Annotated in this window: 30 protein-coding genes and 1 tRNA gene; 20 read left to right on the top strand and 11 right to left on the bottom strand. The window is 34.9% G+C overall.

The features are described from left to right. From JMA43_RS07210 to JMA43_RS07200, 3 genes are all read right to left on the bottom strand, one after another. Window positions 1–645 carry an NAD(P)-dependent oxidoreductase gene (locus tag JMA43_RS07210; RefSeq protein ID WP_342155811.1) on the bottom strand — a complete coding sequence of 215 codons (645 nt, stop codon included), beginning with the start codon at window positions 643–645 and terminating at the stop codon, window positions 1–3. Between the two features lie 106 nt (window positions 646–751). After that, window positions 752–1,099 carry a n-acetylglutamate synthase gene (locus JMA43_RS07205; RefSeq protein ID WP_342155810.1) on the bottom strand — a complete coding sequence of 116 codons (348 nt, stop codon included), beginning with the start codon at window positions 1,097–1,099 and terminating at the stop codon, window positions 752–754. Further along, on the bottom strand, window positions 1,099–2,442 hold the full coding sequence (locus JMA43_RS07200; RefSeq protein WP_342155809.1) for an FAD-dependent oxidoreductase: 1,344 nt from the start codon (window positions 2,440–2,442) through the stop codon (window positions 1,099–1,101). Before JMA43_RS07200 ends, JMA43_RS07205 begins: the two co-directional genes overlap by 1 nt. A gap of 496 nt (window positions 2,443–2,938) precedes the next feature. Here JMA43_RS07200 and JMA43_RS07195 point away from each other — a divergent pair, with 496 nt between their 5' ends. From JMA43_RS07195 to JMA43_RS07185, 3 genes are all read left to right on the top strand, one after another. Further along, window positions 2,939–4,036, top strand: a complete 1,098-nt coding sequence (locus JMA43_RS07195; RefSeq protein ID WP_342155808.1) for an alkene reductase — start codon at window positions 2,939–2,941, stop codon at window positions 4,034–4,036. 449 nt (window positions 4,037–4,485) lie between these two features. Beyond that, entirely contained in the window at window positions 4,486–4,644 is a 159-nt protein-coding gene (locus JMA43_RS07190) for a lmo0937 family membrane protein (RefSeq protein WP_008612219.1), read from the top strand. Between the two features lie 181 nt (window positions 4,645–4,825). Next, entirely contained in the window at window positions 4,826–5,410 is a 585-nt protein-coding gene (locus JMA43_RS07185; protein ID WP_342155807.1) for a Crp/Fnr family transcriptional regulator, read from the top strand. On the opposite strand, the gene JMA43_RS07180 is transcribed toward JMA43_RS07185, so the two are convergent. Continuing rightward, on the bottom strand, window positions 5,407–6,204 hold the full coding sequence (locus JMA43_RS07180; protein WP_342155806.1) for a response regulator transcription factor: 798 nt from the start codon (window positions 6,202–6,204) through the stop codon (window positions 5,407–5,409). The two genes, JMA43_RS07185 and JMA43_RS07180, sit on opposite strands and share 4 nt — an antisense overlap. A gap of 220 nt (window positions 6,205–6,424) precedes the next feature. Here JMA43_RS07180 and JMA43_RS07175 point away from each other — a divergent pair, with 220 nt between their 5' ends. The 3 genes from JMA43_RS07175 (at window position 6,425) to JMA43_RS07165 (ending at window position 8,772) form a co-directional block, all read left to right on the top strand. Continuing rightward, window positions 6,425–7,117 (top strand): hypothetical protein, encoded by a 693-nt coding sequence (locus JMA43_RS07175; RefSeq protein WP_342155805.1) that lies wholly within the window; start codon window positions 6,425–6,427, stop codon window positions 7,115–7,117. A 175-nt stretch (window positions 7,118–7,292) separates the two neighbouring features. After that, window positions 7,293–7,961: a hypothetical protein gene (locus tag JMA43_RS07170; protein ID WP_342155804.1), complete on the top strand. Its 669-nt coding sequence runs from the start codon at window positions 7,293–7,295 to the stop codon at window positions 7,959–7,961. A 94-nt stretch (window positions 7,962–8,055) separates the two neighbouring features. Further along, the gene (locus tag JMA43_RS07165; RefSeq protein ID WP_342155803.1) at window positions 8,056–8,772 is read left to right on the top strand and encodes a pirin family protein; all 717 of its coding nucleotides are present in this window, start codon (window positions 8,056–8,058) and stop codon (window positions 8,770–8,772) included. A 59-nt stretch (window positions 8,773–8,831) separates the two neighbouring features. Here JMA43_RS07165 and kynU read toward each other — a convergent pair whose 3' ends face one another. Further along, complete coding sequence (gene kynU / locus JMA43_RS07160) at window positions 8,832–10,106, bottom strand: kynureninase (protein WP_342155802.1); 1,275 nt, start codon at window positions 10,104–10,106, stop codon at window positions 8,832–8,834. 881 nt (window positions 10,107–10,987) lie between these two features. Here kynU and JMA43_RS07155 point away from each other — a divergent pair. The 3 genes from JMA43_RS07155 to JMA43_RS07145 all read left to right on the top strand — a co-directional run bounded on the left by JMA43_RS07155 (window position 10,988) and on the right by JMA43_RS07145 (window position 12,876). Next, window positions 10,988–11,707 carry a M15 family metallopeptidase gene (locus JMA43_RS07155; RefSeq protein WP_342155801.1) on the top strand — a complete coding sequence of 240 codons (720 nt, stop codon included), beginning with the start codon at window positions 10,988–10,990 and terminating at the stop codon, window positions 11,705–11,707. Between the two features lie 50 nt (window positions 11,708–11,757). After that, window positions 11,758–12,531 carry a M48 family metalloprotease gene (locus tag JMA43_RS07150; RefSeq protein ID WP_342155800.1) on the top strand — a complete coding sequence of 258 codons (774 nt, stop codon included), beginning with the start codon at window positions 11,758–11,760 and terminating at the stop codon, window positions 12,529–12,531. A 177-nt stretch (window positions 12,532–12,708) separates the two neighbouring features. After that, the gene (locus JMA43_RS07145; RefSeq protein ID WP_342155799.1) at window positions 12,709–12,876 is read left to right on the top strand and encodes a DUF6747 family protein; all 168 of its coding nucleotides are present in this window, start codon (window positions 12,709–12,711) and stop codon (window positions 12,874–12,876) included. A 144-nt stretch (window positions 12,877–13,020) separates the two neighbouring features. Here the strand turns inward: JMA43_RS07145 and JMA43_RS07140 are convergent, their stop codons facing one another. After that, window positions 13,021–13,422 (bottom strand): ankyrin repeat domain-containing protein, encoded by a 402-nt coding sequence (locus tag JMA43_RS07140; RefSeq protein ID WP_342155798.1) that lies wholly within the window; start codon window positions 13,420–13,422, stop codon window positions 13,021–13,023. 224 nt (window positions 13,423–13,646) lie between these two features. Between JMA43_RS07140 and gpmI the strand changes: the two genes are divergently transcribed. The 5 genes from gpmI to JMA43_RS07115 all read left to right on the top strand — a co-directional run bounded on the left by gpmI (window position 13,647) and on the right by JMA43_RS07115 (window position 16,781). After that, window positions 13,647–15,164 (top strand): 2,3-bisphosphoglycerate-independent phosphoglycerate mutase, encoded by a 1,518-nt coding sequence (gene gpmI / locus JMA43_RS07135; RefSeq protein ID WP_342155797.1) that lies wholly within the window; start codon window positions 13,647–13,649, stop codon window positions 15,162–15,164. Window positions 15,165–15,269: 105 nt separating this feature from the next. Continuing rightward, window positions 15,270–15,452 carry a hypothetical protein gene (locus JMA43_RS07130; protein WP_342155796.1) on the top strand — a complete coding sequence of 61 codons (183 nt, stop codon included), beginning with the start codon at window positions 15,270–15,272 and terminating at the stop codon, window positions 15,450–15,452. Window positions 15,453–15,497: 45 nt separating this feature from the next. Beyond that, window positions 15,498–15,833, top strand: coding sequence for a hypothetical protein (locus tag JMA43_RS07125; RefSeq protein ID WP_446719399.1), 336 nt, complete (start codon window positions 15,498–15,500; stop codon window positions 15,831–15,833). A 112-nt stretch (window positions 15,834–15,945) separates the two neighbouring features. Further along, window positions 15,946–16,218, top strand: a complete 273-nt coding sequence (locus JMA43_RS07120) for a Sec-independent protein translocase subunit TatA/TatB (RefSeq protein ID WP_342155795.1) — start codon at window positions 15,946–15,948, stop codon at window positions 16,216–16,218. Beyond that, window positions 16,218–16,781 carry a phosphatase PAP2 family protein gene (locus JMA43_RS07115; protein ID WP_342155794.1) on the top strand — a complete coding sequence of 188 codons (564 nt, stop codon included), beginning with the start codon at window positions 16,218–16,220 and terminating at the stop codon, window positions 16,779–16,781. The genes JMA43_RS07120 and JMA43_RS07115 overlap by 1 nt, the downstream gene beginning before the upstream one ends. 282 nt (window positions 16,782–17,063) lie before the next feature. Here JMA43_RS07115 and JMA43_RS07110 read toward each other — a convergent pair whose 3' ends face one another. Genes JMA43_RS07110 through JMA43_RS07100 form a run of 3 tightly spaced genes read right to left on the bottom strand, consistent with a single transcriptional unit; the run spans window position 17,064 to window position 18,478 of the window. Next, the gene (locus JMA43_RS07110) at window positions 17,064–17,705 is read right to left on the bottom strand and encodes an O-methyltransferase (RefSeq protein WP_342155793.1); all 642 of its coding nucleotides are present in this window, start codon (window positions 17,703–17,705) and stop codon (window positions 17,064–17,066) included. A gap of 36 nt (window positions 17,706–17,741) precedes the next feature. Then, complete coding sequence (locus JMA43_RS07105) at window positions 17,742–18,191, bottom strand: GNAT family N-acetyltransferase (protein WP_342155792.1); 450 nt, start codon at window positions 18,189–18,191, stop codon at window positions 17,742–17,744. Next, window positions 18,191–18,478 carry a GNAT family N-acetyltransferase gene (locus JMA43_RS07100; protein WP_342155791.1) on the bottom strand — a complete coding sequence of 96 codons (288 nt, stop codon included), beginning with the start codon at window positions 18,476–18,478 and terminating at the stop codon, window positions 18,191–18,193. The genes JMA43_RS07105 and JMA43_RS07100 overlap by 1 nt, the downstream gene beginning before the upstream one ends. A 132-nt stretch (window positions 18,479–18,610) precedes the next feature. Between JMA43_RS07100 and JMA43_RS07095 the strand changes: the two genes are divergently transcribed. Both JMA43_RS07095 and rluF read left to right on the top strand, forming a co-directional pair. Continuing rightward, window positions 18,611–18,683, top strand: a tRNA-Gly gene (locus JMA43_RS07095). A 57-nt stretch (window positions 18,684–18,740) separates the two neighbouring features. Next, a complete protein-coding gene (gene rluF / locus JMA43_RS07090; RefSeq protein WP_342155790.1) occupies window positions 18,741–19,469 on the top strand; it encodes a 23S rRNA pseudouridine(2604) synthase RluF in 729 nt (242 codons plus the stop codon). An 89-nt stretch (window positions 19,470–19,558) separates the two neighbouring features. Here rluF and pepE read toward each other — a convergent pair whose 3' ends face one another. Next, entirely contained in the window at window positions 19,559–20,260 is a 702-nt protein-coding gene (pepE, locus tag JMA43_RS07085) for a dipeptidase PepE (RefSeq protein WP_342155789.1), read from the bottom strand. 590 nt (window positions 20,261–20,850) lie between these two features. Here pepE and JMA43_RS07080 point away from each other — a divergent pair. The 4 genes from JMA43_RS07080 to JMA43_RS07065 all read left to right on the top strand — a co-directional run bounded on the left by JMA43_RS07080 (window position 20,851) and on the right by JMA43_RS07065 (window position 25,267). Further along, window positions 20,851–21,591 (top strand): carboxypeptidase-like regulatory domain-containing protein, encoded by a 741-nt coding sequence (locus JMA43_RS07080; protein ID WP_342155788.1) that lies wholly within the window; start codon window positions 20,851–20,853, stop codon window positions 21,589–21,591. 112 nt (window positions 21,592–21,703) lie between these two features. Further along, a complete protein-coding gene (locus JMA43_RS07075; protein WP_342155787.1) occupies window positions 21,704–22,342 on the top strand; it encodes a hypothetical protein in 639 nt (212 codons plus the stop codon). Window positions 22,343–22,398: 56 nt separating this feature from the next. Continuing rightward, window positions 22,399–22,899, top strand: a complete 501-nt coding sequence (locus JMA43_RS07070) for a DUF6702 family protein (protein WP_342155786.1) — start codon at window positions 22,399–22,401, stop codon at window positions 22,897–22,899. A 64-nt stretch (window positions 22,900–22,963) separates the two neighbouring features. Further along, window positions 22,964–25,267: a M1 family metallopeptidase gene (locus JMA43_RS07065; RefSeq protein WP_342155785.1), complete on the top strand. Its 2,304-nt coding sequence runs from the start codon at window positions 22,964–22,966 to the stop codon at window positions 25,265–25,267. A gap of 96 nt (window positions 25,268–25,363) precedes the next feature. On the opposite strand, the gene JMA43_RS07060 is transcribed toward JMA43_RS07065, so the two are convergent. Then, a complete protein-coding gene (locus JMA43_RS07060) occupies window positions 25,364–25,600 on the bottom strand; it encodes a hypothetical protein (RefSeq protein ID WP_342155784.1) in 237 nt (78 codons plus the stop codon). Window positions 25,601–26,159: the final 559 nt, after the last annotated feature.

The raw sequence follows: 26,159 nt of genomic DNA, 5'->3' as shown, positions 1-26,159 counted from the left end.
TTAAGCAGTTACAGCACTTAGCGTTATCGCTTTGCCTAGAAATTCGGGGTTATTTAGATTTGATATGATAAAATACGCCACATCTGCTCTCGATATTTTATTGACAAGCACGCGTCCTTTTTCTAAAATTTCAAAATTTTCGCCATCAGAAAAAGCTTCGTCACTCAAAGCTAAAGGTCGCACAATGGTATAAGGAAGTGAACTATCGGTTACGTATTTCTCTTGATTTGTATGGTCTGTGATGTGTCCTTTTAAAACAGTTTTCACAAACATTTTTCCTAAAAACCCTAATTGGTCGATACTTTCGTTAACTCCTGCAGAACTCATAATCCACAACCTTGTAGTTGTCGTAACAGCTTCAAGGGCATTAACAATATTTTTAGTACTCTCGGCACGCGTTGAAGAACATTTTAAACTATCGGCACCAATGGCAACAATAACAGCATCAAACTGGTAGGTGCTCATTAAATTTTTCACCTCAGCGAGGTCTAAAATATCACCTTTTATTACTTTAACGCCCGTTTGCGGTCTGTCTAATTTTTCTGGAGAACGAACAAAAACAGTTACCCGATGCCCCTCATTAAGGGCAAACTTCACTAAGTGCCGGCCTGTTCTTCCTGTAGCTCCAATAATTAGAATTTCCATCGGAATAAAATTATAAAATCAAAATACGTTTATTTAGTTTATCTCAGCTATAAATTATGCTTATTAAATATATTGAAAATATTAGAATTTATTGACTTTAAGACTCCTAAATAATTTCTTCGATTACAGAAGTTCCCTTAGAAAAATCATCAGAAGTCCACTCCCAACTTTCATGGAGTCTTAAACTTCCGTCTTCTAAAGTCTCTGGAATAGATTTACACTTCCCAGTTCTTAAATTCCCTTCAATATCGATTTGATGATAACGCATATCGATAACGCCATCTTCACTAACTAAACCAATTAAATGCCCTTTTTTAATTGCTCCTCCACTATATTTTGCAGTTAAAATATTTCCTTCTTGTTTGTAATAAAAAATAGTTTCTTCAGAAGTTTGTCCATTTTCAGAATTCGAAACTGCTCTAAAGCTTTTGTTATGATAATTTATAAAGTTCATTATTTTGACAGCTTTTCTAGAATAGCATTTTCAACCGCTTCACTATCCCATCTATCTTCAATATTTTCCATTTCCATTATTTCATCCATAATTCCTCTTTGAAAATCTCCTTCACGAAGAGCTTCAGAATAAGGATGTTCAGAAAAAGTAACTCTACTATACAACGGCAACCACTTATCAGGATGCTTTTCAGCAAAATGCTTTTCTATTTTTTTTCTAAGTAAAAAACGCTCATCGGCTGTTTTAGAACTCATCTCAATAAAATTCCTATAACTTAGTTCGGCAATAGCATCGGTATTTGGTTTTCTAGATTCTTCATAGTTTTTGAAAATCGCATCCCAATCGTCGCCATGAGTTTCCATTAAATCATTAAGCACCGATATATCTTCAAAACCAGCATTCATTCCTTGCCCATAAAAAGGAACAATTGCATGCGCCGCATCTCCAATGAGTGCTACTTTATTCCAATACGTCCAAGGCTCGCATTTAATAGTCACCAAAGAACTTGTTGGATTTTTAAAGAAGTCTTTTATCAAATCTGGAATTACATCCATGGCATCTTCAAAATGTTCAGTAAAAAAGGCTTCTAATTTTTCTTCGGAAGTTAAACTCTCAAACGAATTTTCTCCTTCAATTGGTAAAAAAAGTGTGCAGGTAAAGCTCCCGTCGAGATTTGGAAGTGCTATCAGCATAAATTCTCCACGAGGCCAAATGTGCAACGAATTACTATTGAGTTTGTGCGTTCCGTCTGGATTTGCAGGAATACTCAATTCTTTATAACCCGTTTTTAAAAAATGCTGACTGTAGTTAAACATACTACGACGTTGCATTTTATGACGAATTCTGGAAAAAGCACCATCGGCACCAAAAACCATATCGTAATTGTGTGCTTCCCACTCCCCTTTTTCGGTTTCTCCCGTATAAATAATAGCTTCAGGAAGCGAAACGTCCCACACTTTAGAATTAAAAATAAAGTTCACACCAGCAGATTCGGCTAGGTCAATCATTCGCTTATTCAAAATCCCTCTCGAAATCGAATAAATTGCTTCGCCTTCTTTTCCGTAGTACTGAAAATACACAGGTTTCCCTGGGGTATGAATAGCGCGTTTGTCCATCGGAATTGCAATTTCTCGAATGGGCTTATCAATCCCAACAGTTTCTAGCGCTTTCCAACCACGCGTAGACATTGCTAAATTGATGGAACGCCCCGAGAACTCCATGGTTCTAATATCGGGCCTTCTGTCGTACACATCTACTTCGTGACCTTTTTTTCTTAAATAAATGGCTAATAAACTTCCTACGAGTCCGCTTCCGGTAATCGCAATTCTTTTTGGCGTTTGCATGAGGATATAAAATGTAAAAAAGGAACTGCCAGAAAAGTGTTTAATATGTCAAACCAACATCAACTTGGCTTCTCATAAGCTGAAAAAATAGTTTTTTGAGATTCTGAAAACAGCTTCAGAATGACGCTTTTCATAATTTTTAAAACAGTCGCTTCGCTACAAAGTTAACAAATTAAACTGTTTTATTAACCTATATCAATGATATGAAATGTTACAGGATTGTACCTTTGAGATGAATTGATTTTGTTTCGAGAATTTGAATATCCGTAATATTTCATACCAAGATTAAAATGTCAGGTCGAGCCTGCCTTTGTCGGCAGACAGGCGTAGTCGAGACCTTATTTTAAAGTTTCTTAAGTAAATAGCCTCTCGACTACGCTCGAGGAGACAGTGAATTATGACAGATTTCGGATAATCATTTCGAAAGTAATGAAAGTCTTTTTATAAAATTCCGACGAAACAAAAGCATGTTTAAATTCTAAAAGAAAAAAATACTATGAAAACACAACAGCCTTTATTAGAAAGCTATAATTTAGGAAATATCACTTTAAAAAACCGTGTTGTGATGGCTCCCATGACGCGCTCTCGTGCCAACAACCCAGAAAATACAGCAACCGATTTGATTGCACAATATTACGAACAAAGAGCTAGTGCCGGACTTATTATTTCTGAAGGAACTCAGGTTTCTACAGAAGCAGTTGGCTACATAAACACTCCAGGAATGTACACAGAAACGCAAGTGGAAGGTTGGAAAAAAGTAACCAAAGCGGTACACCAAAAGGACGGGAAAATTTTTGCGCAACTTTGGCACGTAGGAAGAATGTCGCATCCAGATTTTCATAAAGGAGCACTTCCGTTGGCGCCAAGCGCTATCAATCCGAACGATAAAGTTTTTACTCCTGAAGGTTTTAAAGAAACTGTTACGCCAAAAGAAATGACGCTTGAGGATATTAAAAAAGCTATCTCCGATTTTAAACAAGCAGCTATCAATGCAAAAGAAGCAGGCTTTGACGGAGTTGAAATCCATTCGTCTAACGGTTATCTTTTCCATCAGTTTTTTAATAACTGTTCTAATAAAAGAACCGACGATTACGGTGGAACTATTGTAAACAGAACTCGTTTTCTATTTGATGTTTTAGACGAAATCAAACAGGTTTTCCCTGAAAATAATATCGGAATTAGGCTAAACCCATCGATGCACGGAATGTTTGGAATGCAAGCAGATGAAGAAACCATTCCGACTTTCGACTATATCGTTGAAAAATTAAACGATTACAATTTGGCTTACTTACACTTATCAGAACCTTTTACAGATGTTTCTGAAGTGCCTTTTTTAGTTACTGAAATTGCAAAACATTACCGTCCGCTTTACAACGGCACTTTAATGATTAACACAAATTTTAACCAAGAAAGCGGTAATGAAATTTTGGAAGAAGGCGACGTCGATTTAGTTGCTTTTGGAAAACCTTTTATTTCAAACCCAGATTTGGTAGAACGATTTGCTACAAACGCTCCGATTGCTGAATGGGATGCCAACACTTTTTATTCCTCTGGAGAAAAAGGTTATATAGACTACCCTACTTACCAGAAGTAATTTTAAAATTAAGAGGCTGTCTTAAAAGTTTATCAAAGCGTCATTCTGGATTTACTCCAGAATCTCATCATATTTTTTCTAAAAAAATGAGAAACTGAGTCAAGCTCAGTTTGACGAAATAATTAAGCTTTTGAGACAGCTTTATTTTTTTTTGCATTTTTTTAACGCAGTACTAAAATCCGCACAAACCCATAGCACCGTACATATAATAAACATAAAAAATAACGCTTCGAGCGCCTATATATATTTCAATGAACCCTTACTTTTCGTGAGGGTTTTTCTTTTTCATGCTACTGAAAAAAAATCTCGATTGAGTTATAAAAATCTTAATTACAGAAGAATACACGTTAAAGATTGTTAATCCTTCTTACAAAACAGAAGTCTTTTTGTAATTTAATATTATAAATCAACCACACTCATCATCGCATGAGTACTTAAAAAATAAAGTTATGAGAGATATCATTTGGTTAATCGTAGTTATTTTAATTATCGGATGGCTTGTAGGCTATTTCGGATTTGGAGAAGCCGTAGGAAGTTTAATTCATATCTTATTGGTTTTGGCCATTATAGGAATATTATACAGACTTGCTACTGGACGCAGACCATAAAATTTTAAAAAAAATTACTTTTAAAAAATCCAAACTCAAATTTGAGTCGTATATAAAGTAATCATTACATAGTAGTAGGTATTAGTTTAGGGAAAGAGCCTCTCGTTTTTTAGCGGGAGGCTTTTTATTTGTTGCTGAATTTGATTATTTCATTTTTCAATTTTGACTTACATTTGTAACTATGGAAGCTTCTATTTACAACCATGTTTCAGAATATATCTCATTAACTTCAGAAGAAAAAAAGCTATTCTTTAGCTTACTTTCTCCTGTTTCACTTCAGAAAAAAGAAGTTTTAATTAAAATTGACGAAGAAGTTACTGCGCAGTATTTTGTGGTTGAAGGATGCTTAAAAGCATACGAATTGGATGCGCAAGGACAAGAACATGTAATTCAGTTTGCGATTGAAGATTGGTGGATAAGCGACTTTAAAGCGTTTTACAAACAACAACCCGCGCAACTGTATATTGAAGCTTTAGAAGACACCAAGCTTTTAAAAATTACGAAAGAAAACTTAGAGCGCCTTTTTTTAGAAATCCCAAAATTCGATCGTTTCTTCAGAATAAAACTTACCAATGCATTTTTGGCAATGCAAGACCGAATTTTAGGAGCATTAGACAAAGATAGCTTGGCACGATATCTCGACTTTTTAAAAACTTACCCAAACATTGAGCAACGCGTTCCAAATTACCTCATCGCAAACTACCTTGGGATACAGCCAGAAAGTTTAAGCAGACTAAGACGAAAACTTGCGCACAAAACTACTTAAACGTTTATTAAACCTTCTGCCAAGCAAAGTGTAATTAAATGCGTTGAATTTTTACACCCCACTTTTTTAAGTATATTTTTTTTATGTGTATGTGCCGTATGCTCAGATATATTTAAGTTTTTAGCTATTTCAGAAACTTTACAACCAACAGCCAACTCTTTTACAACTTGTACCTCACGAGTGGTTAACAAGTTTGAAATGGTTTCTACCTGCTCCAATTGTTCAGGAGAAAATTTATCCAAACTTGTGTTTATGTTGTAATACGATTTTCCGCCGTTGATATTTATAAAAGATAAATCGTTTGTGCTTTTTATTGCTAAAGAAGAAATGTCGCTATGAATCCCCAACACGTGTACAAACCTACCTTCATCGTTAATCGACAAAGCCGTTGCCTGATGTAGCATCACACGCTGACTCCCGTCAAAACAATTCATTTTATAGGTGTACATAATTTTGTAATCCTGCTTTTCGTTTGGCTTTAAATAATCGATATAAAAACTTTGAATAAGCTTTTCTTTATTATAAACAGCATCCACATCTGAAGGTGCAACCATAGAAAGCAAATGATCCATCCGAACCGATGAAGGTTCTAAACCAGTAAACTCCGCAACACTACTCGAAATATATTCCATTTCCATTGTATGGAAATTCACAATATAAAAATACGATTTCCCTGGGGCCACAAGCTTAATCATACTTTTAAAATGCTCTGGAATAATAAGTCGGTCGGAAGTTTTAATCTTTGATGTATAGTTATCTTGCCAATAACTAGAAATCTTCTTAAAATCGCCCACTTTTTATTTATTAAGAATTTTACCACACTAATGTAAGTAAAAAAATACCCAAAAAAGGGTATTGTAATGAAAATTAGAACACTATAAGTTTGTGTACTACAAACAGTCGCTTTTTTTGTTAAAATGATAATTAACAGACACACAATTTGAATATTTCATTTTGGCAAAAAGTGCTTTTGTAACATCAATAAACATTCAAACAAACTAAACAACCTAAAAAATGAGAAAGAAAATTACACTTCTAACTTTCATTACTATGTTATTATTTGCCACAACTACAGCTGTTGCAAATGATGATTTGTACTACGGAAAGAAAAAAATTCAAGTAAGCGCGTCCGAATCGGATGCTGAAATTATTGTAAACGGAAAAACCATCGGAAAAGGGTCTGCAGAAGTATTGGTTCCTAAAGACGATTGTGTTTCTGTTATTGTAAAGAAAACTGGTTATTTAACAGAACAAATTGAGTTTTGTAATCAAAAAGGAATGGCCGACCCTCCAAAGTCGCACTATTTCGAAATGAACAACGACGATGCTTTTGATGCTTCTGTACAAACAGATATTGCCAATGTTGATATCGAAATTAAAGTAGACGACATGGATAAAGACAGAGCTTGGAAGCTTATCAACCAAATAGTATTAAACTATATCGATGTTATTGAAATGACCGATAAAGAAACAGGATATTTAAGAACTGCATGGTCTTTACAAACTTTCAAACAAAATACAATTAGAACACGAATGATTGTTAAAGAGTCTTCTTCAGACCCGCTAGTTTATAAAGTGAAACTTGTAAGCGAAGAATCTGGCGAGCCTTTAACAAGCGTAAAAAGCGATCACCTTTTCAAAGAGTGGGATCGTGTTTTAAGAAGCTACGACCACACCATTTCGGAGTTTCAAGCGAGAGTAAAATAAAACCAACCAACACACTTTTACTTAACACTGCAAAGCAGTGGCTCATTTTAGTTTAAAACGCTTCTTTTCATTAAGAGGCGTTTTTTATTGTTTAAAATTTCAGTTTACAATTCAACAAAAACAACAAAGTTTATGTGCATTCAAAAAAATAACTATTTTTATAAAAAAAACCCCGATGAGACCATTTGTACTATTACTCTGCGCTGTTGTTCTTTTTTATAGTTGTAAAAAAGAAAAAGTCACTCCAAAAAATTTAAATCCTTTAGAAGAAATAGCTTACACCAACGGTTTTGAAAACTGGAACTCGGTTGAAGAAATAAAATACACTTTTAATGTAGATAGAGATACCGCCCATTTTGAAAGAAGTTGGGTTTGGAAACCAAAAACCAATGAAGTAACACTTATTAAAAATGGTGATGCTCTCACTTTTAAAAGAAGTCAAATTTTAAGTGATGAAGAATTGGCGGCCGACAAAAACTTTATAAACGATGTTTATTGGTTACTTGCTCCCTACAAATTGGTTTGGGACAAAGGAATTACTTACGAAACTACAGACAAAGACTTGGCTCCAATTAGCAACGACTCGTTGAAAAAACTAACCATTGTTTATGCTAACGAAGGTGGTTATACCCCTGGCGATGCGTACGATTTTTATATGAATCAAGACAACGAAGTGCAAGAATGGGTATATCGAGAGAACAACAGTTCGTCAAAATGTATGATGACAACTTGGGAAGATTACAAGGAAATAAAAGGTATCAAGTTAGCCACCATGCACCAAAACGAAAACGGAAGGTTTAAGTTGTACTTCACCAATATCGATATTAGTACTTCGGAAGAATAAAAGCTACTTTCAATCAAAATTCCTTGTTGTATTCCGCTTGTAAGAAAACAGCAAGAACTACGTCTAAATCAGTAGTAAAAAAAGCTTAAAAAAGATGAAAAAAACACTTTATAAAGCCAATACCCGTGGTCATGCAAACCACGGTTGGCTCAATGCATATCACAGTTTTAGTTTTGCCAATTATTTCGACCCACAACGAATGAACTTTGGTGTTTTAAGAGTTTTAAACGACGATACAATTGCCCCAGGAATGGGCTTTGGGAAACACCCGCACGACAATATGGAAATTATTACCATTCCGCTTTCGGGCGATTTGGAGCATGAAGACAGTATGGGAAACAAAGAAGTTATCAGAGAAGGAGATGTACAATCGATGTCGGCCGGAACTGGAATTATGCACAGCGAATACAACAAAAATTTAAACAAAGAGCTTAAACTGCTTCAAATTTGGTTAATGCCAAAAGAGAGAAATGTTACTCCTACGTACGACCAAATAAGTTTAAAGTTAGAAGACCGAAAAAATAAATTTCAGCAAATAGTATCTCCAAACAAAAACGATGCTGGAGTAACTATCAATCAAGATGCTTGGTTTAATATTACTGAAATGGATGAAGGGAAAACATTGGAGTACAAACTTCACAACCCAGAAAATGGTGTTTATGCTTTTGTGTTAGAAGGTGATGTTTCTATAAATGAAGAAAAACTTAACCGTAGAGACGCTTTAGGAATTGAAGAAGTTGACACCCTAAATATTGTTGCCGATACAAGCACCAAATTACTCTTAATGGAAATTCCGATGACATTAAATTAATGTCTCATGTTTATTATAAATCAAAAAGGTTGTTTAATTAAATTAAACAACCTTTTTTTTTAATGTTTTAAAATTCCTTGTTTCAAAATTTGTCCAAATCGGTACATCTCTTCAAACGAATTGTAAAAAGGAGTTGGTGCTAACCTGATGACATTGGGCTCACGCCAATCGGTCACTACCCCGTTTTCCATTAAATAATCAAACAACGCTTTCCCTTGTCCGTGTAAAAATACCGATAACTGGCAACCGCGTTCTTTTGGGGTTATAATTTCAAAAATGGTAGAACTGCCTATTTCCTTGTCAATCTCCTGCAAAACAAACTCTAAATAAGCCGTTAGTAATTTACTCTTCTCGATAAGGATATCCATTTTCACCTCATCAAACAAAGAAAGAGAAGCCAAATACGGCGCCATAGCCATTACAGGAGCATTGCTTATTTGCCAAGCCTCAGCATTTTCCATAGGCTCAAACTCTGGTTTCATTAAAAAACGAGTTTCTTTTTTTGTACCCCACCAACCCTCAAAACGAGGAATATCTTTTCGATTTAAATACTTTTCATTCACAAAAATCCCCGATGCATTTCCCGGTCCGCTGTTCATGTATTTATAACTACACCAAGCGGCAAAATCAACACCCCAATCGTGTAATTGAAGTTTAATATTTCCAGCAGCATGCGCCAAATCCCAACCTACAAAAGCCCCTTGTTTTTGTCCGGCTTCAGTAATTGCTTTCATATCAAAAACTTGTCCGTTGTAATAGTTCACTCCTCCTATTAAAACTAATGCAAGTTCATCGCCAACCGATTCAATTGTTTGTAAAATATCTTCCGTTCGCCAAAAATTTTCTCCCTCACGTTTTTTAACTTCTACAATGGCTTCGTCTGGATTATACCCATGAAAACGAACTTGACTTGCCAACATATATTGATCTGAAGGAAACGCTTTTTCCTCACAAATAATTTTAAATCTTTTTGCTGAAGGACGATAAAAAGACACCATCAACAAATGAAGATTTACCGTTAATGTATTCATCACAGTTACTTCTTCTGGCTTTGCTCCTACCACTTTTGCTAATGGCGCAGCCAAACGCTCATGGTAATCCCACCAAGGTTTTTCTGCTTTAAAATGACCTTCTACAGCCAATCCTGCCCAATCATTCATAATTTCATTTACATAGGCTTGGGTGCGTTTTGGCTGTAACCCCAAAGAATTTCCTGTAAAATAAATAACTTCTTTTCCGTTAATTACCGGAAACGTGAATTCGTTTTTATAAGGTGCTAAAGTATCTTTTGCGTCTAGTTGTTGTGCAAAACTGAGTGTATTTTGAAACTGCATAAATTCGAGGTTTGCACAAAAATAACGACTTAATTTGGAATCGCAACCTAAGAATATGGGAATCTGAAACTAGTTCGAATTGACACTTTGCATTTATAAATTGTAATATCGTGTAATTGATGATTTGTTGAATTGAGAGTAAAAGAGTAAAGGTTTATTTAGATTTAAACTTTGTAGCTCTGCCACTTTGAATCTTTGCAACTTTTTATCACTCTCACACCGAGCCTACCTTTGTCGGCAGACAGGCGGAGTCGAGGTGTCTATTCTGTTTAACTGTAAAATCGTGTAATTGTTGAATTGTTGAATTGAGAGTAAAGAAATAAAAGAATAAAGGTTTATTTAGATTTAGACTTTGTGCCTCTGTTACTTTGAATACTTGCAACTTTTTATCACTGTCACACCGAGCGGAGTCGAGGTGTCTACTCTGTTTAACTCTTAAATCGTGTAATTGTTGAATTGGCCAAAAAGTGAAACATTAAAGATTTTCAATCTAAACTTTATTTTTATGCTGAACTCTTGGCACAGTCATGTCGAGCCTGCCTTTGTCGGCAGACAGGCGGAGTCGAGACATCTCATATTATTGAAGCGTTGAATCGGTTAATTGTTTAAATGCGAGTTAATAAGTAAAAGGTTTGTTTTAGTTTGAACTTTGTACCTCTGTTACTTTGATTCTTTGCAACTTTTTTCCCAAAAAAGGTATTTTGTATCTTTACGCATCTCGTTTTTTTCTTCGGAATAGAAATTGTAAATCGACAACAACGAAACTCGCTAGCCCTGATTGAACCAACTACCGTGTAGTGGTGAAAGCCTGCCTACCGTCAGGCAGGCAGGTAACAGCCATCGAAAAACAAAACAGCAATAGTGCTTCTAAAAAATTACACATGAAAAAATATAAAACTGCCGCCTTTACAATTATTTTTTGTGTGTGCTTATCGATTGTGAGTGCACAAGAAAAATACAGCGTTGAGCAATTGATAGGCAAAGGAAATCCTGAATTATACGGCGATGGAATTGGTTTGCAAAAAGAGGCCTATGACGCTTTTTTAAAGATGAAAGCAGCTGCTAAAAAAGATGGAATTGCGATTAAAGTGGTTTCGGGATATCGAAATTTTGACCGTCAAAAAGGTATTTTCGAACGCAAATATAAAGCCTACACACAGCGAGGTATGAGTCCGGAACAAGCCATCGAGAAAATTATTGAATACTCAACAATTCCTGGAACATCGAGACATCATTGGGGTACCGACATCGATATTATCGACGGAAATAAAAACGTACAAAACGATGTTTTGGACCCGGATAAATTTCATGGAACAGGTCCTTTTTGCGCCCTTAAGGAATGGCTTGACAAAAACGCAAACACATACGGATTTTACATAGTGTACACCGACAATCCAAACCGAAAAGGCTTTAAGTACGAGCCATGGCACTACAGCTACAAAGCAATTTCAAAACCTATGTTGGATGCTTACAAAAATGTTGCAATCATTGAAATTTTAAAAACTAATAAATTATTAGGGAGCGAATATCTTACCGATAGTTTTATGCAAACGTATTTAAAAAATAATGTATTCGATATTAATCCAGCATTAAAGGAGTAAGTTTTTTTTGTAATTTTATCGAAGATAAAACATTTTAATCTTTTGAAATTATGCGCGGAAGAAGTAGGATTAAACTTTTTATAGGAATTGCCATTGCATTGTTTGCAGTGATAAAATATTGTGCTTCTTCGGAAGAAAACCCGTATACTGGAAAAGAACAGCATATTTCGTTATCTCCAGAAGAAGAAATTGCCATAGGACTACAAAGTGCTCCGCAAATGGCACAGCAGCACGGAGGTTTATATCCCGACAATAATTACCAAGCTTTGGTTGATGCAGTGGGTGAAAAATTAGTAAAAAATAGTGTTGCAGCTGAAAGTCCATACCAATTTGACTTTCATTTATTGGCAGATCCAAATGTTATTAATGCTTTTGCACTTCCGGGAGGGCAGGTTTTTATTACTTACGCACTTTTCTCACAACTCGAAAACGAAGATCAACTGGCTGGAGTTTTAGGTCATGAAATAGGTCATGTTGTTGGTAGACACTCTGCCGATAGGATTTCGAAACAAGGTTTAACACAAGGAATTTTAAGTGGTGTTGCTGTTGGAAGCGATAGTCAATCGGCTACACAAATGGCTGCTGTTGTTGCCAACGTAATTAATATGAAATACGGAAGAGACGACGAATTGGAAAGTGACAATTTAGGTGTAAAATTCATGATCCAATCGGGCTACAACCCAGAAGAAATGATTGGTGTGATGGAAATTTTAAAATCGGCTGCAGGACCAAATCGAACTCCAGAGTTTCAAAGCACTCACCCAGATCCAGAAAATAGAATTGAAAAAATTCAAGAAGCGATCGAAATGTATAAAACCTTATAGTTATGCATTTTAACTAAAAATAAAGCTACTTATCGGTTTTGAATTTTAACACTTTTTATCTTACATAAAATACATTAGTTTTAGGGTATAAATCAACCTTTAGTCCCTACACTCTAACTTTGTAATAATCTATTTAAAGCTAAAAAATCATTTATTAATTAGTTTTAAATATTTTGTATGACAACACTTTTACTTCTCAAAGAGCTTTATAAGAGTTCTTTTTCAGAATTAAAGAATGGTTACGCAGCAACATTTCTAAAAGTACTTTCTTGGTTTTTCTTTCTAGTATTTTTAGTTGTTATCTATGCCTTCTTTTACAGACTTTTTACCGGCTTTCCAATGTAATAGGATAGGTTATTTTTGGAAAAACTTCATCCATCAATAAGATTGGTAGGTGAAGTTTAAAAAAAATCCCGCCATTGGCGGGATTTTTTGATCGCTAAATCAAATTAATTTCTTAAAATAGAACAAAGTCTCCTTGGTATCTTATTAAGAATTTAATGCTTTTTCTAACACTCCTATGGCATCATGCGCATTCGATAATTTTGCGTAATCCATAGCAGTAAATCCTTTTTCCGAGCATTTTGCTTTTACGTTTGCTTCGTTGTTAATTAACAACTCCAAAATATCAACTCTGTTAAACTTTGCGGCGTACATCGCAGGCGTTAATCCGTTTGATTTTTCGTTTACATCTGCTCCTAAGTCGATTAATTTTTTCACCGTGTCAAAATCTCCTTTTACGATAGACATGCAAAAAGGCGACACTTTTGGCGACTTTTTAAGGACAGAAACTTGTGGTGCAGTTTCTAATGTTTTTTTGTTTTCTGATGATGATGCAAAGATACTTCCTGTGGCAAACACAAACATCATTACAAATGCTAACTTTTTCATAATTAATAATTTAATGGGTTATATAAAAAAGACGCTTCCGAAGAAAGATTGTTTCAGTAGCAACATATCTTTAACGTATGTTTAACGTATTCTGAAGGATAATGTTAGAGAAATGTTGTTTTAGGATTATTTTTTGAAAGATTAGAATCTTTGGCAACAAACCTAGCTTTGATTTTCAATAAAAATTATTATAATAGTATCTTTGAAGGATAATAAATTTTGACATGAATAAGAAAGTAATACTAATGATTTTGGATGGCTGGGGAAAATCGCCAGATCCAAAAATATCGGCAATTGAAAATGCCAACACTCCATTTATAGATTCGTTATACCAAAAATATCCAAATGCCAATTTGTTAACCGACGGAATGAATGTTGGACTTCCGGAAGGACAAATGGGAAACAGTGAAGTTGGACACATGAATTTGGGTGCTGGAAGAATTGTTTATCAAGACCTCGCTAAAATAAATATGGCGATTGAGAACAAAACTTTAGCTAAAGAAGAAGAACTTAAAAAGGCTTTTGAATACGCTAAGGAAAACAATAAAAAAATACACTTTTTAGGACTATTGAGTGATGGTGGTGTGCATTCTCATATTAAACATTTAGAAGGTTTGTTGGATGCTGCCTACAATTTTGGTTTAAAAGATGTTTTTGTTCATGCTTTTACCGACGGACGTGATGTAGACCCGCAAAGTGGAAAAGGCTTTATTGAAGAAATTCAGAAACACTGCGCTAAAACTCACGCCAGACTAGCATCTGTAATTGGGCGTTACTACGCAATGGATAGAGATAAACGTTGGGAACGTGTTAAACTTGCTTACGATTTAATTGTAAACGGACAAGGGGCTCCCTACAAAAATGCACTCGAAGCAATGCAAGAGAGCTACGACAATGGTATTACCGATGAGTTTATCAAACCTATTGTTTTACAAGACGCAAACAACAATGCACTAGCAAAAGTTGAGGAAGGCGATGTAGTTATTTTTTATAATTTCAGAACAGACAGAGGACGTCAACTGTCGCAAGCACTTACACAACAAGACTTCCCAGAGCAACAAATGCAAAAACTTAATTTGTATTTTGTTACGATGACCAATTACGACGAGACTTTTAAAAATGTACATGTAGTTTACAACAAAGACAACATTATTGACACGCTTGGAGAAACCATTTCAAAAGCTGGTAAAAGTCAGATTAGAATTGCTGAAACTGAAAAATATCCGCACGTTACATTTTTCTTTAACGGCGGAAGAGAAGAGCCTTTCGAAAATGAAAAGCGTTTACTTTGCCCTTCTCCAAAAGTGGCAACATACGACCTAAAACCAGAAATGAGCGCCTACGAAATTCGTGATAGCATTGTACCAGAACTTAAAAAAGGCACGGTAGATTTTGTTTGCTTAAACTTTGCAAATCCAGACATGGTAGGACATACCGGAATTATGGAAGCTGCAATTAAAGCTTGCGAAACAGTAGACGAATGCGCAAAAGATGTAATTACAACAGCTTCTGAAAACGGTTATACAACTATCGTAATTGCCGACCACGGAAATTGCGATACTATGGTAAATCCAGACGGAAGTCCAAATACCGCACACACTACCAATCCGGTGCCGTTAATTTTGGTAGATAATGAACTAAAAGAAATTAAAGATGGTGTTTTGGGAGACATCGCTCCAACCATTTTAAAGCTCATGGGCATTGAACAACCAAAAGCCATGACTAGACATTCTTTGGTTTAAAAACAATTACAAAACTGTCTTTTTAAAATGTAAGGTTTTATGTTTTAAAAAGACAGTTTTTATTATAAACTTCGCTTTCAGCAGAAAAAAATAAAATCAGAATCCATGAAAAAAGCGCTCCTTGTATTCAGTATAGCAACCTTAACAATTGCCTGCGGAACAAAATCAAAGAAAACAGATACTCAAGAAAACACAACTGAAACAACAACTACAACCGAAACTGTTGAAAATGATGTTTTGATAGGACAACATACTCGTGAAGACTTGGAAGTTGCTCCTCATAGCTAATGGTTTGAAAGTACTTATGAAGCATACACTCCCAACCAAGAAATTGTGGCGCAATTAAAACCGCTTGTGAAAGACCTTGAAATAAAAATTTTCATGGGGACTTGGTGTAGCGATAGCCAAAGAGAAGTTCCACATTTTTTTAAGGTGATGGATCAAGCTGGGTACGATTACAACAACTTTACGCTAATTACCATGTCGCGTGAGAAAACCACTCCTGAAAATTTTGAAGAAGGGCTAAACATCACCAATGTTCCTACCATTATTTTTTACGAAAACGAAAAAGAGCGCAATCGAATTGTAGAATATACGATTGAAACTTTGGAAAAAGACATGCTTAACATCCTTCAAGAAAATACGTACCAAAACGCATATGCCGAATAATTTAAGGTGATGCGTTAAATGTTTTCTTTATTGACACTAAACTTCATTATATTTGTGGTGTGCGTTTGAAGTTATTTTAAACTTGAAAACGTTTTCAAAAAAGGGAAGAACTATGTTTTTATTTATTAGCGGAGCAGAGATTGTATTCATCTTATTTTTAGTCGTGATGATTTTTGGTGCGGATAAGCTTCCTGAAATTGCAAGAGGACTCGGAAAAGGTATGCGCCAATTAAAAGATGCTACCAACGAAGTAAAGTCTGAAATTCAAAAAAGTGCCGAAAAAAACGGAATTGACACTAGTTTCACTAATGATATTCAGAAAGAAATTACGCAAGTAAGAGACGAAATTGAAGATTTTTCGGGTTCTGTAAAACGTAAGCTTTAATGTTTGAGAAACTCCTAAAGTACGACCAAGACTTGTTGATTTTCCTAAACAATCTTGGAGTTGAAAAATACGATACTTTTTGGAGAACTGTAACCACTCCTACCACATGGTTACCGCTTTACTTTTTAATTCTATACCTCGTTATTTTAACGTATCAGAAAAAAGCACTATACAAAACGCTTTTAATAAGTTTGTGTCTTATCCTTTCAACAAGTACACTTACCCACCTCATCAAAATTGCATTTGCCAGAGTTCGCCCAAGTGCTAATGCTGACTTTGCCGACCTACTCCGAATTTTAATTCAACCAAATTCGTACAGTTTTTTATCGGGGCATGCTGCTAGTTCTTTTGCGGTTTGCACTTTTTTTGTACTGATTTTAAGGCATCGATTTCAATGGATATACTTACTTTTTTTGTGGCCGCTTTTGTTTTCGTTTAGCCGAATCTACGTAGGTGTACACTACCCTTCAGATATTTTAGCAGGAACAATTTTCGGAATACTTATGGCTTGGTTGTTTTATTCCATTCACAAAAAATGGGTAGTGAACATGAGTTCAAAATAAATATAGACAACTCTCAACTACCTATACTTTAATTATGTTTTCATTTTTGTCTTGACACAAAAACGAAACAAACCTGCCTGCGGAAGGCAGGAAAGTCAAGACTGATTTAAAAAGCATGAGAAAATCTACGGAAACATCCTCTCCACAGATAAAAAGAACTCGCTCCGCTCAAACAGCTTTTTATCTATCAGCCCACCCTGCTTCCTTGATTTTAATACTTTTTAAATAGGTCATCTATTACACATTCATAATTCTAACGTCGAATTTATGTTAGTTAACAAACTATAAAACTCTACTCAAGGTAAGTCCGTCGCGAATTGGCAACAACACAGTTTCCACACGTGGGTCTTCTTTTAATTTTTTATTATACGCTAGTAATGCTTCGGTACTTTTATCGCCCTTTTTAAGTTTTTCAACAACCTTTCCACTCCACAAAACATTATCCGATAAGATTACACCTCCCGAATTCATTTTATCGATAATCAAATCAAAATACGCAACATAATTTGGTTTATCAGCATCTATAAAAACCAAATCAAACTTTGCATCAATAGTTGGAATAATAGTTGTAGCATCCCCCACATATTGCTTTATCTGACTTGCAAAACCGCTTTTTTCAAAATATTTCTGCTGAAAATCTACCAACTCTTCATTGATATCGATAGTATGAAGCGTACCGTCTTTTTGCATGCCTTCAGCCAAACAAATTGTAGCATAGCCAGTAAAAGTTCCTATTTCAAGAATCGTTTTCGGATGCATCATTTTAGAAAGCACACTCAACACTCGCCCTTGAAAATGACCGCTCAACATACGCGGTTGCAAGGTTTTTAAATTGGTTTCTCTATCGAGTTCCTGTAAAATTATCGGTTCGTCTTCCGAGTGATTGGTTACGTATTCTTCTAATTCATCTGATAAAAAATGCATCGTAAAAGGGTATTAAATGTTTTGCAAAATTAGACTTTAATTACTTTCAGAAAAACTCTTTGTCATCAAATAATGTGGTCCAATTTCTGGAACTTGAAAAACATCTCCAACTATTTTATAGCCCATTTTTTTGTAAAAAGGCACTGCAATTTCACGTGCATTAAGCCAAATAAAATCACCTCCTTTTTCCAACATTACTGTTTCTGCTTTTTGAACCATTAAAGCTCCAAAACCTTTTTTCTGATGGACATCTAAAACAGCCATTCCGCGTAATTGATATTGGTTATTAGCAGTAAATAGGTTGTTTTTCTTTTTTATAAAAGTAACTGTACCAACAGCTTCATTATTTTCAACAACCCCAACATGAAAAGTATCTTCTAAAGCATCGTCGGGAAAAACTGCCGTTTCTAAGGGTTTACCAGGTCGTAAAACAGGATGCCTTACAATTTGCGCTTCTTGAGCGCTGATTATTTTTACAATATGCATTAGGCTAAAATATCGTGATACGAAGTGTTTTTTTGAATTTGCGCTTTGGCAAACGGACAAAGTGGAATTACTTTAATTTGTTCGGCTCTAACATAAGCAACTAGTGCTTCAAGTAACTTATGCCCTACTCCCTGTCCTCGCAAACTGTCGTCTACCTCGGTGTGGTCGATAATAATTTTATCACTTCCAGCTACCGAATAGGTCATTTCTGCCAAAGTTTTTTTATCATTTTCTACAAAAAAACGCCCTTTAGTAGCTGCTTTTTCGTGTTGTATTGTTAATTCCATTGTTTGATTTTTATTGCATAATACAAGATAACGTAATTATAATAAACCTCATCAATATTTCCTTCAGAAAAAAAACGAAAAAAGTTTTGGAAAGAAAAATAGAGTTTTGTTATATTTGCACCCACAATATTTGCGGGAGTAGCTCAGTTGGTAGAGCGTCAGCCTTCCAAGCTGAATGTCGCGAGTTCGAACCTCGTCTCCCGCTCTAGAAAGCCTAACATAACGTTGGGCTTTTTTTATGCGAAATACGTACCTTTAGGTTATGAAAAAGGAGTTAACTAGAATTAATAAATTTTTAAGCGAAGTAGGATTTTGCTCGCGTCGTGCTGCCGACAAACTTATTCAGCAAAACAGAGTTACCGTAAACGGAAAAATTCCAGAAATGGGAACCAAAGTAAGTAGCGACGACGAAATTAGAGTTGATGGAAAACTTATTTCTACTCCAAAAGACGATTTTGTATACCTCGCTTTTAACAAACCTATCGGCATTGTTTGCACCACCGATACGCGTGTGGAAAAAGATAATATTATTGATTTTATAAACTATCCGAAACGTATTTTTCCTATCGGACGTTTGGACAAACCTAGTGAAGGTCTTATTTTTTTAACCAACGATGGAGATATTGTAAACAAAATTTTACGCGGAAGAAACAAACACGAAAAAGAATATGTTGTAACGGTCGACAAAGTTATAACCGACGATTTTGTAAAGCGAATGAGTAACGGAATTCCTATTTTAGACACCATTACTCGAAAATGTAAAGTTGAAAAAATCGATGCGCATACCTTTAAAATTATTCTGACCCAAGGTTTAAACCGACAAATACGCCGTATGTGCGAATACTTAGGTTATAATGTAACCTCCTTGAAACGTATCCGTATTATGAATGTTTCGCTGGATGTTCCTATAGGAGAATGGCGTTATCTTACCAAAAAAGAACTCGCTGAAATAAACCGTCTTACAGAAGATTCTTCAAAGACTTTTGAATAAACTACAGCTTATAACTCAGTTTGAAACAATATCACATTCGGTAGTCATAACTATTCATTTATAAATATATCAGGTAATATTCTACCCCATCAAACCTTCACTTTACTCCCACTTTCCAGTTCATAAGGGGTTTTGTTTTGTTCGAAAATTCGTGCTGGCAATTGTCCTTTTAGTATAATTTCATCGCCTTGCACTTCTAACCAGCTCCCTTCGCGTAGACCAACTACAGCTTGTGTATTTATAGTATGGAATTCTTTAATTCGGGTTTCTCTAGTTTCGCCTTTGTGTGTGCTAGTTGGATCGGGATCGAGATAATGCGGATTGATGTTAAACGGAACAGCACCCAAAGTTTTAAAACTTGGCGGATAGACAATAGGCATATCGTTGGTGGTTTGCATGGTAAGTCCTGTAATATTTGCCCCTGCACTGGTTCCGAAATACGGCATTCCTTCAAAAATACGTGTTCGTAAAGGCGCCATCACTTCGTTTTTATATAGTTGTGTAACCAACAAAAAGGTATTCCCTCCACCTGTAAAAACAGCTTCTGCACTTTCAATAGCTTCAACAGGATTGTCGAATGTATGTAAACCCACCACTTTTTTTCCTATTTTCTCAAATCCATTTTGCGCAATTTCAGTATATGCATCGTGTGTAATTCCTCCTGGTCGCGCATACGGAACAAAAACGATGGTTTGTATATCTTTAAAAAATTCGGCAAGCGCCGTTTCTATATATTCCAAATAGGTACTTCCGTGAACGGTAGATGTACTTGCAATTAGTAATTTTTTCATTAACTTTCTTTTAAACTCGTGTATTTTCAGTTTAAAACACACTGTTATTTTTTGTAAATTTATATAAGAAAATACGCTTTTCGGTTGAAATTATAAAGAATCTGTTTTCAGAAGAAATCTAAGCTTCATTTAATAACAATTTCAATTTAAAAAATCATTAACTTTAAAATACCGACCTATTAAAAAAGTTTTGAAAATCAAGGAAGCAGTGTAGGCAAAAGATAAAAAGCTGTTTGAGCAGAGCGAGTTCTTTTTATCTGTGGAAGATGTTTCCGTAGATTTTCTTATACTTTTTTAATCAGTCTTGACCTTTTTGTTTCGTTTTTGTGTCAAGACAAAAATGAAAAATTCAGTTAAAAAAAAAAGTAAATATCAATTGTACTGTTATTACAAAATCACAAATCAAACTTCATTTAACAAAAGTTTACCAGCATATTTTTTTATCTCATCCGAAGATATAATTTATTTACAGTATCAAAACCTCAATACTTTTTAAAAAATGGCAAGATACATTTAAACGAGTATTGCTATCTTTACATTAAGTTACCAATTTTTGACACTTTAGTTTTAACTACTATAAACCAAATTCCATGCAAAAGCAATTATTTTTCCTGCTTCTTATTTTGAGTCCGTTATTCGTACTTTCTCAAGAGAACACCGTTCTTTTAAAAGGTAAAGTAATGTACCACAATACTAGCGTTTCTAATGAAAATGTAATTAATGTTACTACTGAAAAAGCTACGATTACCAATAAAGATGGAGAGTTTGAAATAACGGTGAAGAAAGGCGATAAATTGGCTTTTACTGCAATGAATTACGAATTTAAAACTGTAGAAATTACCGATGAAATTTTGGAAAATAACCGACTTGTTGTAGAGGTGAATGAAAAAATTACCGAACTCGACCAAGTAGTTGTTACGCCAGAAGACAGAGCCGAGTATATTCGTCTAAAAAATGAAGAGTTTAAACAATACGCATACGAAACCGACCAAGCTACACCAACTGTAAACTACGCCATTCCTGTAAGTCAGCGCGGTATGGTAAACGGACTTAATTTTGTAAACATTTACAAGGCGCTCTTTAAATCGCATAAAGACAAAGAAGAAACTAAAATCATTCTACCAAGTCAGGTGTTACGCCAAGTATACGACGATGAGTTTTTTGTAATGGATTTAAACATTCCGCAAGATCAAATAGACGAATTTTTATTTTATGTAGATGATAAATTACCATCGCAAACGCTTATGCAACGTAGTCATGAATTCGAATTAATTGATTTTTTAGTTGATGAAAGTAAAAACTTTAACGCCTTAAAAGCCTCTGAAGAATAATTTACTCATAATCCTTTTCATTGCCTCCGCAAACATTGCTACTGCACAAGTTTTTAGAACCTCCCTTAAAGGAAAAGTTGTAAACACAAACACAGAAGTAGAAGGGATTTATGTGCTAAACAAAACCAGCAACGCAAGTACCATTACCAACCAAGAAGGTTTTTTTGAAATTGATGCCAAAGCAAACGATCAGCTTGTATTTACGGCACTTCAATTTGAAATAAAGTTTGTAGAGATTTCCGAAGAAATTATTGCTGAAAAATACCTCGAAGTAACACTGGTTGAAAAAGTTAATGTGTTGGCGCCAGTTACCATCACTCCGTATAGTTTATCGGGAAATTTAACCAACGATATCAAAAACAATCCTATAAATGATGTGGTAAACGCAGTAAGCTTAGGTTTGCCAAATGCCACTGTTAAAAAGAAAACACATTCTGAAAGGATGCTCTACACTGCCTCAAACGGACCGATAGATTTGATTGTAAATACCATCAACGGAAAAATTAAACGGATAAAAAAGCTCATCAAACTTCAAAAAGAAGAAGTAAAACTAATGGATACGAAAGAGCTTTTTGAAGTAGATTTCTATGTTAAAGATTTAAAAATCCCCGAAGATTATATAGATAGGTTTATGTATTTTTGTGCAGTTGACCCAAAATTTAAAGAGATTGAAAACAACGATCCGCTACAAATTTTGGCTTTTTTGGAACTGAAAAGTGCCGATTTTAAAACTGTAAACAATATCGAATAATAAATTTAATTGCTTCGGAAGAAACTCGCGAAGCATAAAAAAGATATTTCAAAATCATGAAAAAATACCTCCTCCTATTTTTGCTCTTACCACTGTTGAGTTTTGGTGTGTATCATAAATTTTATGTAAGCGTAACCGATGTAAACTACGCTGAAGAAGACCAAGCGCTTCAGATAATTTCTAGGTATTTTATTGATGATATGGAAAAACTCTTCAAAGAGCGCTACGCCATCAATGCAAATTTAAAAACTAAAAAAGAACTCGAAAACGTCGATTTTTATATTGAAAAATACCTGCACGACAAATTTATAGTGTATGTAAATGGAGAAGAAGTTACTTGGAATTTCATCGGAAAAGAATACGATGTAGACGTTATGAAATGCTACTTAGAAGTTCCAAAACTCAAATCAAAAAAAATACATTCCATCAGTATTCAAAGCAAAGTACTTTTCGACATCTATCCAGAACAACAAAATGTAGTTCATATAAACATAGAAAATCGCAAAAAAAGCTTTATGTTGATAAAACAGAATGATAAAGCTATGTTAAAATTGTAACTTTAATTCATAAAAATTTACAAATTATTTAATTTCCAACCCTTAATTCATTTCTAAACAAACTATGCACAAATTCAAGTACCTATTAGCAGGTTTTTGCTTCTTATCTTTTAGTGGTGTTTTCGCTCAAGAAGACCAAAAAGAAAAAGAACAAGGCCACACTAACACAAACAAATTCAGACAAATGTACGAGGAGTTTGCTACTCCAAACATGTACAGAACGGGTTCTGGAGCTCCAGGTCCTGCTTACTATCAGCAACAAGCGGACTATAAAATGGATATCGAACTCAACGACGACACTCAAAAATTAACCGGTAGAGAAACTATTACCTACACCAATAATTCTCCAGACAAATTGGAATTTTTATGGGTACAGCTCGATCAAAACGTAAGAGCAAAAGACTCTAAGTCGCCTTTAAGAAATGGCGATGGTGTTCCTCCTGCTGAAGAAACAGCAAGCTTTGCTAAAAAATATTACAGCGAGCCTTTTGATGGTGGTTTCAATATTCAGGAAGTAAAAGATGCAAAAGGTAAAAACTTACCTTACACCATCAATCAAACAATGATGCGTGTAGATCTTGACAAACCATTAGAGCCAGGAGAAAAATATACTTTTAACATCAAGTGGTGGTACAATGTAAACAATCACTTAGTTGATAGAGCGCGTAGCGGATACGAAGAATTCCCTGACGGAAACAAAAACTATGTAATTGCACAGTTTTTCCCTCGTATGGCTGTTTACAACGACGTTGAAGGTTGGCAAAACCACCAATTCTGGGGAAGCGGAGAGTTTGCACTTCCTTTCGGAAATTACGAAGTAAACATTACCGTACCTTCAGATCATGTTTTAGACGGAACAGGAGTTTTACAAAACCCTAAAGAAGTACTTTCTGACGATATGTACAAGCGTTACGAAGACTCAAAAAAATCATATAACAAACCTGTTTTTATTGTTACCGAAGCTGAAGCTAGAGAAAACGAAAAAGGACATTCAACCGACAGAAAAACTTGGAAACTAAAAGCTGAAAACGTACGTGACTTTGCTTTTACAACTTCAAGAAAATACATCTGGGAAAGACAAGCTGTTAAAATGGAAAATGGAAAAACAGTAATGGCTGTTTCTATTTATTCAAAAGAAGGGAACCCACTTTGGGAAGAATATTCTACAAAAGCTGTAGTTCAAACTTTAAAAACATACTCAAAACACACTTTTGCATATCCTTATCCAAAAGCAATTTCTGTACACGCTAAAAATCAAGGGATGGAATACCCTATGATTTGTTGGAATTATGGTCGTCCAGAAGAAGACGGAACGTATAGCGACCGTGTGAAATTTGGAATGATTAGTGTAATTATTCACGAAGTTGGACACAACTACTTCCCGATGATTGTAAACTCAGACGAGCGTCAATGGGGATGGATGGATGAAGGAATCAATACTTTTTGTCAATATTTAACCGAGCAAGAATTTGCAATTGCATACCCAGAAGCTGTTGGTCCAGACGGAAAATATCCTTCTCGTAGAGGTGAGCCTTCTAAAATTGTAGATTATATGAAAGGCGACCAAGCCTTTATCGCTCCAATTATGTCAAACCCAGAGAATGTTTATCAACTTGGTGCAAATGCTTACGGAAAACCTGCAACTGCACTTAACATTCTTAGAGAAACTGTAATGGGACATGAGTTATTCGATTACGCATTCCAAACCTACGCACAACGTTGGATGTTTAAACACCCAACTCCAGAAGATTTCTTCAGAACAATGGAAGACGCTTCTGCAGTAGATTTAGATTGGTTTTGGAGAGGATGGTTCTACACTACCGATTTTGTTGACATAGGTGTTCAAGACGTAAAAAAATATTATGTTTCATCAACACCAAATGCACGTGTAAGAGAAATTTTAGAGCAAAGAGGAATGGCTGAGTCTGATCTTCCAGACCTAGTTTATCTTGTTGCTGAAGATAGTGACGATTATAAAAACGAAGTTTCAAAACGTTCAGAACAAGAAAACTTCAAATCGTTAAACGAATATTTAATGGACAACTTTACGCCTGCGGAAAGAAACAGCATGAAGGCTCCTAAATATTTCTACGAAATTACATATTCAAAACCAGGCGGTATCCCAATGCCTCTTATTGTAGAGTACACTTTTAAAGACGGTACTACGGAAAACATTACCTACCCTGTTGAAATTTGGAGAAAAAATGATAAAGAGGTGAAAAAAGTATTTGCTACAGACAAAGAAATTACAAGTATTGTAGTAGATCCAAAAGCTGAAACTGCAGATATCGACACCGAAAACAATGCATGGCCAAAACAAACTGGCGATTCAGACTTTGATAAATTTAAGAAGAAAGTTCAAAACTAATTTACTTCACTTCAATCCATATAAAAAGGCTATTTCTTAATCGAAATAGCCTTTTTACTTTTGGCGCAATTGTAAATAATAATCCCTCAAATATTATTACAAAATCCCTATGGCTGTTATAAACTCTTTAACTTCGGTTATCAATGTATCCAAAAATGAAGTCGACAAGACTAAATTTCCTTCGGAATAATTAGTAGAAGACGCCTCGAGTTCTATCTTCTGTTCTTCTGGAAAAGGATTAACATCCTTTTTATCTATAAATGCGCTTGCAACCTGAAAATTCAAGCTAAAAACACAAATTAGAAATATTCCTTTTAATTTATTCTTTATCATTCTAAGCTAATTTATTTGTAGCAAATTTCCGCTATTACTCGTACGTATAGAATGACCACGGTCAACTATAAAATATTTAACATATTTATATTTCTGAATTGTATAATTGGTTAATTGTTTGAAGAGTTTGAGATCTCTCCATTCGTCCAGATGACGTTTTACTGAAAGTAGCTTTTTATCAAAATTCATAATACGTTCTCCTCAAACTACTACGTCATTTCGAATGAGGCGAAGCCGAAGAGAAATCTCACTTTTCTTGATTGTTAAGTTGTTGAATTGTGTAACTGTTGAAACGCTTGAGAGGTTTAGATCTCTCCTGCTGTCGAGATGATATTTATATTTCTTTAAGTAATTTAAATCTTTTAATTTTTCAATCATTCAATGAAACCATTCCCATAAAAAAAGACCGCCTCATATATGAGAACGGCCTTAAAAAAATAGGGGATTTTGGGTTTATCACTAAAAATTAAATCACTTTACAATTCTAAATACCGAACGTCTGTTGAGTTGATGTTCTTCTGGGGTACATTTTACACCATTGCTACATCCGTTGAGCAGT

The organism is Joostella sp. CR20, from assembly GCF_038433465.1.
In the GTDB taxonomy this organism is placed as follows: Bacteria; Bacteroidota; Bacteroidia; order Flavobacteriales; family Flavobacteriaceae; genus Galbibacter.
The sequence above is the reverse complement of the archived record's forward strand: the minus strand, read 5'-3'. Positions and strand labels throughout refer to the sequence as shown.

Bases quoted from the DNA above. Each gene is read 5' to 3' on its own strand.
- JMA43_RS07210 (WP_342155811.1), bottom strand. From the start codon at position 645: ATGGAAATTCTAATTATTGGAGCTACAGGAAGAACAGGCCGGCACTTA.
- JMA43_RS07205 (WP_342155810.1), bottom strand. From the start codon at position 1,099: ATGAACTTTATAAATTATCATAACAAAAGCTTTAGAGCAGTTTCGAAT.
- JMA43_RS07200 (WP_342155809.1), bottom strand. From the start codon at position 2,442: ATGCAAACGCCAAAAAGAATTGCGATTACCGGAAGCGGACTCGTAGGA.
- JMA43_RS07195 (WP_342155808.1), top strand. From the start codon at position 2,939: ATGAAAACACAACAGCCTTTATTAGAAAGCTATAATTTAGGAAATATC.
- JMA43_RS07190 (WP_008612219.1), top strand. From the start codon at position 4,486: ATGAGAGATATCATTTGGTTAATCGTAGTTATTTTAATTATCGGATGG.
- JMA43_RS07185 (WP_342155807.1), top strand. From the start codon at position 4,826: ATGGAAGCTTCTATTTACAACCATGTTTCAGAATATATCTCATTAACT.
- JMA43_RS07175 (WP_342155805.1), top strand. From the start codon at position 6,425: ATGAGAAAGAAAATTACACTTCTAACTTTCATTACTATGTTATTATTT.
- JMA43_RS07170 (WP_342155804.1), top strand. From the start codon at position 7,293: ATGAGACCATTTGTACTATTACTCTGCGCTGTTGTTCTTTTTTATAGT.
- JMA43_RS07165 (WP_342155803.1), top strand. From the start codon at position 8,056: ATGAAAAAAACACTTTATAAAGCCAATACCCGTGGTCATGCAAACCAC.
- kynU (WP_342155802.1), bottom strand. From the start codon at position 10,106: ATGCAGTTTCAAAATACACTCAGTTTTGCACAACAACTAGACGCAAAA.
- JMA43_RS07155 (WP_342155801.1), top strand. From the start codon at position 10,988: ATGAAAAAATATAAAACTGCCGCCTTTACAATTATTTTTTGTGTGTGC.
- JMA43_RS07150 (WP_342155800.1), top strand. From the start codon at position 11,758: ATGCGCGGAAGAAGTAGGATTAAACTTTTTATAGGAATTGCCATTGCA.
- JMA43_RS07145 (WP_342155799.1), top strand. From the start codon at position 12,709: ATGACAACACTTTTACTTCTCAAAGAGCTTTATAAGAGTTCTTTTTCA.
- JMA43_RS07140 (WP_342155798.1), bottom strand. From the start codon at position 13,422: ATGAAAAAGTTAGCATTTGTAATGATGTTTGTGTTTGCCACAGGAAGT.
- gpmI (WP_342155797.1), top strand. From the start codon at position 13,647: ATGAATAAGAAAGTAATACTAATGATTTTGGATGGCTGGGGAAAATCG.
- JMA43_RS07130 (WP_342155796.1), top strand. From the start codon at position 15,270: ATGAAAAAAGCGCTCCTTGTATTCAGTATAGCAACCTTAACAATTGCC.
- JMA43_RS07120 (WP_342155795.1), top strand. From the start codon at position 15,946: ATGTTTTTATTTATTAGCGGAGCAGAGATTGTATTCATCTTATTTTTA.
- JMA43_RS07115 (WP_342155794.1), top strand. From the start codon at position 16,218: ATGTTTGAGAAACTCCTAAAGTACGACCAAGACTTGTTGATTTTCCTA.
- JMA43_RS07110 (WP_342155793.1), bottom strand. From the start codon at position 17,705: ATGCATTTTTTATCAGATGAATTAGAAGAATACGTAACCAATCACTCG.
- JMA43_RS07105 (WP_342155792.1), bottom strand. From the start codon at position 18,191: ATGCATATTGTAAAAATAATCAGCGCTCAAGAAGCGCAAATTGTAAGG.
- JMA43_RS07100 (WP_342155791.1), bottom strand. From the start codon at position 18,478: ATGGAATTAACAATACAACACGAAAAAGCAGCTACTAAAGGGCGTTTT.
- rluF (WP_342155790.1), top strand. From the start codon at position 18,741: ATGAAAAAGGAGTTAACTAGAATTAATAAATTTTTAAGCGAAGTAGGA.
- pepE (WP_342155789.1), bottom strand. From the start codon at position 20,260: ATGAAAAAATTACTAATTGCAAGTACATCTACCGTTCACGGAAGTACC.
- JMA43_RS07080 (WP_342155788.1), top strand. From the start codon at position 20,851: ATGCAAAAGCAATTATTTTTCCTGCTTCTTATTTTGAGTCCGTTATTC.
- JMA43_RS07070 (WP_342155786.1), top strand. From the start codon at position 22,399: ATGAAAAAATACCTCCTCCTATTTTTGCTCTTACCACTGTTGAGTTTT.
- JMA43_RS07065 (WP_342155785.1), top strand. From the start codon at position 22,964: ATGCACAAATTCAAGTACCTATTAGCAGGTTTTTGCTTCTTATCTTTT.
- JMA43_RS07060 (WP_342155784.1), bottom strand. From the start codon at position 25,600: ATGATAAAGAATAAATTAAAAGGAATATTTCTAATTTGTGTTTTTAGC.